Genomic DNA, 6,813 nt, shown 5'->3' on the forward strand with positions numbered 1-6,813 from the left:
CGGGACGGAGGCGACCACCGACACCACTCTCGAACTCAGCGCCTAACAACTAAAAGGATCACCGACCGCTACACCAACACCCGGGACTTGACCCGGGATAGACCCGCAACGCTTTGACACCAACGGCGACGGAACCGCCTGCGGTACTGGTGACTAATCCACAACGCTGCCCTCCTCCTTCCACTTTTCCTCATCGGAGTACAAATGGTCTCTGTTTTGCTGGCAAGCATTGTTGTCGTGGTTGTTGCGCTTGCCTTGTTTGCTATCGCCTCTTCCACGCTTTACCTCAACACCTACGCCTGGTGGGATCCGAAGACTCAGGTCCGCACGTCCTACAGTGGGCTCTTGAAGACCGAAAGCGTCTCGTTCTCGCTGATCATGCCCTGCAGGAACGAACGCGAAGATGTCATGAGGGCTACCCTGGCGGCGCTCCTGGCACAAAGCCACTCGAAGAAGGAAGTCATCATCTCGGTGGGCCACGACGACCACGAAACAGTAGCAACGGCATACCGCCTGGCCAATGAGTTCCCGGAACTTGTCCGCGTCAGTGTGGATAGCAGCGAAACCAAGAACAAACCCCGCCAGCTCAACCGTGCCTTGGAAATGTGCCGCAATGACGTCGTGGGTGTCTTTGACGCCGAGTCGATCGCCGCGAAAGCCCTACTGTCCCACATCGACAGTGTCTTCATGACCCGGAACGCCGACGTCGTGCAGGGCGCGGTGCAACTCATCAACTACCGCGACACCTGGTATTCACTGCGCAACTGCCTCGAGTACTTCACATGGTTCAGGTCCAGGCTGCACGCCCACTCCCGGCAGGGCTTCATCCCGCTGGGCGGTAATACGGTCTTCATCAAACGCGAACTCCTCAACGCCGTCGGCGGATGGGACGGCTCCTGCCTGGCGGAAGACTGCGATCTGGGGGTCAGACTCTCAACCCTGGGCAGGCGCATCGTGGTCGCCTACTCACCGGAACTGGTAACCCGCGAAGAAACCCCCGACTCGGTAGGCACCCTCGTGCGGCAACGTACCCGATGGTCCCTTGGATTCATGCAGGTCTTCGCCAAGGGCGACTGGAAAGCCCTACCCACCCGACGTATGCGCATCATCGCCTGGTGGACCCTGATGCAACAGCACTTCATGGCCTTCGCCGGAGTGTGCATCCCTATCGCGATCATCGCCGCCGTCTGGGGAAACTTTCCCCTCATCGTCACCCTGATCGCATTCTTGCCCCTGATTCCCACCTTCGCCACCATCGCCTTCGACATCTGCATGCTGCGCAAATCTGGCCGCGACCACCGCTTCGAACTCTCCGCCTACGACTACTTCCGCCTGGTCATCGGCACACCGTTCTACCAGATGATCCTGGCCTACTCGGCCCTGCGTGCCCTGCTGAAATTCCACCGCGGAGACTTCAAATGGGAAAAAACCAGCCACGCGGGCTCACACCTGGTCTACATCGAACACGCCGCCGTGGCACAGGCCTGACCTCTTCATCCACACCGCACCTTCCACCCTACCGACCAGGTCTGCTGGGCGCACCCACAGGAGATAACCCATGGCACTGCTGGAACTTCGAGCCCCTGTTCGGTTCTCCGCACGGGACATCAGGCCCGCGCACAAAGCTCCGCTGGATGCACGCCACCCCTTCACGCTCAGGCGCCTGTCCCGCCCGGACCGCATCACCATGGGAATCCTGTTCATCATGGCCGTGGTCTTCAGCCTGTGGAATCTCACCGGTGCCCCCAGCTACCAGGATGACGAGGGCACCTACACGGCGCAAGCTTTCTCCGTCCACGAGGGATCCCTTGCCCCGTACACCTACTGGTACGACCACCCGCCGCTTGGATGGATCCAGATCGCAGCCCTGAACTGGATTCCCATGCTGTTCAACCTTGGGGATGGCACCGCAATCGGTGCCACCAGGCACGTCATCGCGGGGTTCTTCGTCGCCAGTGCGATGCTCCTTTACATGCTGGCGCGCCGCCTCACCGTCCGCATTCCTTTCGCCGCTCTGACAACAGTCATTTTCATCCTCTCCCCACTGTCTCTGGTCCTGGGCCGGCAGGTCTATCTCGACAACGTCGGCGTGCCCTGGCTCCTGCTCGCGTTCTATCTCGCTTTGAGCTCACGGCACGCCCTGGGGCATCACGTCTTCGCCGGCGTGTGTTTCGCCATTGCCGTCCTATCGAAGGAAACACTGGCCATTTTCGGGCCCGCACTGCTGCTGGCTCTGATCAACCGCCCCCGCTGGAGCAACCGTGCGTTTTCAGTCGTGGGATTCCTCGCAGTCGGCGGGCTGGTCCTGGCGTTCTACCCGCTGGCCGCACTGCTGCGCAATGAACTTCTTGCCGGCCCGGATCATGTGTCCCTGCAGGAAGCACTGACATTCCAGTTCCTTGAGCGTTCCGGTTCTGGCACCATTTTCGAGGCCGGTTCGAGCCGCGCTGACCTACTGACGGGCTGGCTTTACTTTGATAAGTACCTAATCGGGGCTGGACTCGTCGCGGCAGTTATCTGTCTGTTCCGCCGCAACTCCCAGGCCATCACCATGGCCATCGCTTTTTTCACGATTCCCATCGTGCTGGGACAGGGGTACCTGCCAGCCATGTACATCATCGCCGTCATCCCCTTCCTGGCACTAGCGCTCGGCGTCGGGGTCGACATTGCCTGGAGCGGCATGGAGAAGCTGTGGAAGCGCAACACTCAATTAAGGAAGCCCCTGCGCGGAGCGTTCGTAGCAGTACTTGGTGGATCCCTGGTGTTGATGTCGATGCCGCAGTGGTTCGAACAGGACCGCGAACTCCTCACGGCTGCAGCGAATACCGACTGGAAGGACACCATGACCTGGGTCCAGGACAACGTGTCCCGCGACAACGTTGTGCTGGCCCCTTACTCCATGTGGCACGACCTCAACTCAAGTGGCTGGGATAACCCCTGGGACATGGTCGCCATTGAAAAGCCGGATCTCGACGCGCAATTCGATCTCGTTCACCCCGGGGGCTGGCGGGACGTGGATTACATCATCGTGGGGCCGGTGGTCCTGGACAACATTGAAAACCTGGAACTCACCCGCACCGGCAAGGTGCTGGAGCATTCGGTTCCTATCAAAATCTTCGGGGAATGGAGCATCAACAAAGTGATCGTGTCGCCTGAAGAGTCCGGCCGTTAGGAGGATCGCCATGAAGCTATCGGTTATTGTGCCGACCTATAACGAAGCACCCAACATTCAAGAACTCATCCGGCGCACCACGGAAGCCTGTTCGGGCATCGAGGCGGAAATCATCTTCGTCGATGATTCCTCCGACTCAACCCCCGTGATCATCCAGCACGCTGCCGCGGGCTCGGCGTTCCCGGTGCGGATGATCCACCGCGATCAGCCTCTTGGTGGTCTAAGTGGGGCGGTCATCGAGGGCATTACCGCCAGTAATGCTGACTACTGCCTGGTCATGGACGGTGACCTGCAGCACCCACCTGAAATGATTCCAGTCCTGCTGGCCGAATTGGAAGATTCAGCCGGCGACATCGTCATTGCCTCCCGATAATGCGGTGAAGGCAGCAGCAATGCAGGGCTTTCCGGAACCTACCGCCGGATAGTGTCGAGGACAACGACCCTGGTCGCCCGATCGTTGTTCCCGATCCGGCTCAAGAATTGCTCCGACCCGATGACCGGGTTCTTCGCGATACGCAGAACCAGCATCGAGGTGACAGCACTGCAACCCAGCGGATTCAAAATCCTGCTGGAAATCCTCGCGCGGCAACCCCTGCGAATCACCGAAATCCCCTTCATTTTCGGGCAGCGGTTCGCTGGAACATCGAAAGCCACCCTGAGGCAGGGACTGCGCTTCATCCGCCAGGTAGGAGAACTTCGTGTCGGGCGCATCGGTCTCTTCGCCGTTGTCGGAGCCCTCGGTACTGTTCTGAACCTACTGATTATGGCCACACTATTGGTGTTCGGTGTCCACTACGTGGTGGCGGCGATCGCCGCAGCCGAGCTCACCATCCTGTCCAATTTCCTCATGCAGGAAAGACTGGTGTTCAGCGGGGTAAGACGCAGTGCCGGCGCTATCCGTACTCGCTTCCTGCAATCCGTGGGGTTCAACAACGCCGAAGCGCTGCTCCGATTGCCTGTCCTGGTACTCCTCGTGGAGGTGCTCCTGATCAACAGCGTGATCGCCCAAGCCGGAACCCTCGCAGCTGCCTTCGGGCTGAGGTACCTGTTTCACTCCAAAGTGGTTTACGTTGCACGGTCGAAGGTCGAGCCACTCCTTGACGCTGCGACGCCCAAGAACCCGGTGGCTTCCCCGCTCACCTCTGACGCCGTCAGCCCGGCCCGACTGTAACGAGTCATCATCTGCTCCTACCTTCGGCTGAGGAGTTCCAAGCCTGCATCCAATCCTCGAAGCTCATCGGCGCATTCGAGCATGCCAGGGGCGGGTCGGCGCACCAGCGGCGACAGCAAGGACGCCCTTTTCCTTGCCGCGGGACAGCCCTTCCCGGAGGAACGACCCGAACCTTCCTCCACTACTCAGGGTGAGGCATAAAAACACGTAGTGGCTACTCGTGCGCTAACAAAGAGAAGCAGCCACTGTTAATAGGGTCACAAAAGTGACGAATGAGTTTCAAGGAGCAGGTGTATCAGTGGCACAGAACCGACCAATGACGACGAATCTTCTGACTGTTGCGGAGATAGCGGCCAGGATGCGGGTCTCAAAAATGACGGTGTACCGTCTGGTGCAGTCCGGGGCGATGGAGGGTATCCGGTTTGGCCGCTCCTACCGGATACCGGAAACCGCCGTGCAGCAATACCTCGAATCCGTCAATACCGGACACTGATAGGCGCAATGGTGGTGGCCATGGTGTTGATGCTGTTGGTCGCCGGAGGTCTTGGACGGAAAGCTCTTGCAGCCAGCGGGCGCCGCGAATGAAAAAAAGCACCTTGTTCGCCCTGGTGGCTTTCGGTGTGGTGACGCTTCTGGTCGTTGTCGCCGTTGCGCTTTGGGCAACTGGTGTTCTCCGACCATCCAATAACCAGACCCAAGAGTCTTCCGGGGGAAGTGGTCCTGCTGTGGAACCAAGCATCGAGCAGATTACTTCCCAGGAGTCCGCGCGTTTGTTTCTGGAAACGTGGGTTGATGATGACGGGCGCGTGGTTCGTCGCGACCAGGGCGGTGACACCGTCAGCGAGGGGCAGGCGTATGGCCTGATGATTGCGCTCGGCGCGGAAGACGAGGAACGATTCGATGCCATCTGGTCCTGGACCGAACAGAATCTGATGCGCGACGACGGGTTGCTGGCCTGGCGTTGGCAGGACGGTGCGGTGGTCGACGCCGAACCCGCCTCGGATGCCGATGTGGATGCTGCCCGTGCTCTCGTCCTGGCAGGTGAGCGCTTTGGCAGGGCGGACTTCGCCGCTGCCGGGCAGGAACTTGCAGCACAGGTATTGGATTCGATGACAGCGCAGACGCCACTTGGCATGATTCTTCTTCCCGGGTTGTGGGCAGCAGGAGGACCTGATCATTTCTACAATCCGTCCTACGCCTCGCCCGTATCCTTTATGGTTCTATTTGAAAGCAGTGGAGATCAGCGCTGGAATGAACTGGTGGAGGGTGGTCGGGCCGTGACCGCGGCGCTGCTTGATGAAAGCCCGCTCCCTCCGGACTGGGCACAGGTCACCGGAGACGGTGAGGTCAACGCGATGCCCGGAGCCGGCGGCCAGGGTGATGATGTGCGCTACAGCTACGACGCAGCCCGGCTACCGATTCGTTTCGCGGAGTCCTGCGAAGAAGCGGACCGGCAACTTGCGGCCCGGATGCTCCCAACGCTCAACCGCCCCACCGAGCTGTCAGCAGCATTGGATCTCGGGGGTGCGCCACTGAACGAAGACCAGCATCCCGTCGCCTACCTGGCGCGCGCTGCTGCCGCAGCCTCAGCAGGCCAGGTGGCAGACGCCCGCGAGAATGTGCGGGAAGCCGAACAAGTCGCCGGACAGTTCAGCACCTATTACGGCGCCGCGTGGGTATCGACGGGTCGCCTCATGCTTGAAACCGACATCCTGGGTGGCTGCCCGCTCCTGGCGCCCCGATAGGTCGTGTTCTAAAATTCGCGACCCACCCGCCTGCAGCGGGAATCCGTGACACCTCATCGCGTGAAAAAGTTTTACGCAACACAAAGGATCAGTAAAATATGGTGCCGGGTCTCACAAGCCGATTTCTTCCCGTGCATCCGCCTGATTATCTACTGCGAAGCACGTGAGCATGTAGATGGCTTGTCCGGTTTGGTTAGGTGCGCCGGCTGCTGGGGAGTGATTGAGTTGGATGCGAACGGTGATTCTGGCGCAGAGAATAACCGCCACGCCTTCGATGACGGTGCTGCAAGTCAGGCTTTCACCGAGTAGGACAGCTGCCCAGCAAGTACTCAGGACAGGTTGCACCAGTTGGATCTGATTGACCTGAGCTATGGGTCCGATGGCAAGCCCGTGGTACCAGGCAAAGAATAGCCCCCGTGTCTTGCTCAGGGTTGTGCGGGTCATCCAACATGTGGGCGGGTGGAGCTCGAAGGACAAGCTCAAAGTCGTGGGTGAGTCGCTTTATCTGACAGTGCAAAACCAGCATCAGGAGTGGTGCGGAGGATGAGCGCAGGCCCTGCCGGCGCCGATGTGCGGTGGTGTGGTTCCGCATGCTGACTATGGCAGCTTTGTTCGTACCCACCTGGGCAAGGTAAAATCCACCGGTCGTCGCAACACTGGGCTTATTTTCAGGAGTTGCGATGTCCTCGAGGAAGGCTACGCAGAGCAAGACCGGCGCTCAGGGG

6 protein-coding genes and 1 pseudogene are annotated in these 6,813 nt (G+C 59.8%); 6 read left to right on the plus strand and 1 reads right to left on the minus strand.

The window, feature by feature from the left end:
- Window positions 1-204: 204 nt before the first annotated feature.
- The 6 genes from IWX65_RS16995 to IWX65_RS17015 all read left to right on the plus strand — a co-directional run bounded on the left by IWX65_RS16995 (window position 205) and on the right by IWX65_RS17015 (window position 6,088).
- Window positions 205-1,488, plus strand: coding sequence for a glycosyltransferase (locus IWX65_RS16995; RefSeq protein ID WP_196884742.1), 1,284 nt, complete (start codon window positions 205-207; stop codon window positions 1,486-1,488).
- Window positions 1,489-1,558: 70 nt separating this feature from the next.
- Window positions 1,559-3,172 carry a glycosyltransferase family 39 protein gene (locus tag IWX65_RS17000; protein WP_196884743.1) on the plus strand — a complete coding sequence of 538 codons (1,614 nt, stop codon included), beginning with the start codon at window positions 1,559-1,561 and terminating at the stop codon, window positions 3,170-3,172.
- A 10-nt stretch (window positions 3,173-3,182) separates the two neighbouring features.
- Window positions 3,183-3,545, plus strand: a complete 363-nt coding sequence (locus IWX65_RS17960) for a glycosyltransferase (RefSeq protein WP_334683971.1) — start codon at window positions 3,183-3,185, stop codon at window positions 3,543-3,545.
- A gap of 120 nt (window positions 3,546-3,665) precedes the next feature.
- Window positions 3,666-4,343, plus strand: coding sequence for a GtrA family protein (locus IWX65_RS17965; protein ID WP_334683972.1), 678 nt, complete (start codon window positions 3,666-3,668; stop codon window positions 4,341-4,343).
- Between the two features lie 316 nt (window positions 4,344-4,659).
- Window positions 4,660-4,836, plus strand: coding sequence for a helix-turn-helix domain-containing protein (locus tag IWX65_RS17010; RefSeq protein ID WP_196884744.1), 177 nt, complete (start codon window positions 4,660-4,662; stop codon window positions 4,834-4,836).
- Between the two features lie 88 nt (window positions 4,837-4,924).
- Window positions 4,925-6,088: a glycosyl hydrolase family 8 gene (locus IWX65_RS17015; protein ID WP_196884745.1), complete on the plus strand. Its 1,164-nt coding sequence runs from the start codon at window positions 4,925-4,927 to the stop codon at window positions 6,086-6,088.
- Between the two features lie 111 nt (window positions 6,089-6,199).
- Here IWX65_RS17015 and IWX65_RS17020 read toward each other — a convergent pair.
- Window positions 6,200-6,496 (minus strand): annotated as a pseudogene (locus IWX65_RS17020) (hypothetical protein); the annotation flags it as partial.
- Between the last annotated feature and the right edge of the window lie 317 nt (window positions 6,497-6,813).

Origin of the sequence: Arthrobacter sp. CAN_A214 (assembly GCF_015751955.1) — a bacterium.
Classification (GTDB): Bacteria; Actinomycetota; Actinomycetes; order Actinomycetales; family Micrococcaceae; genus Arthrobacter_D.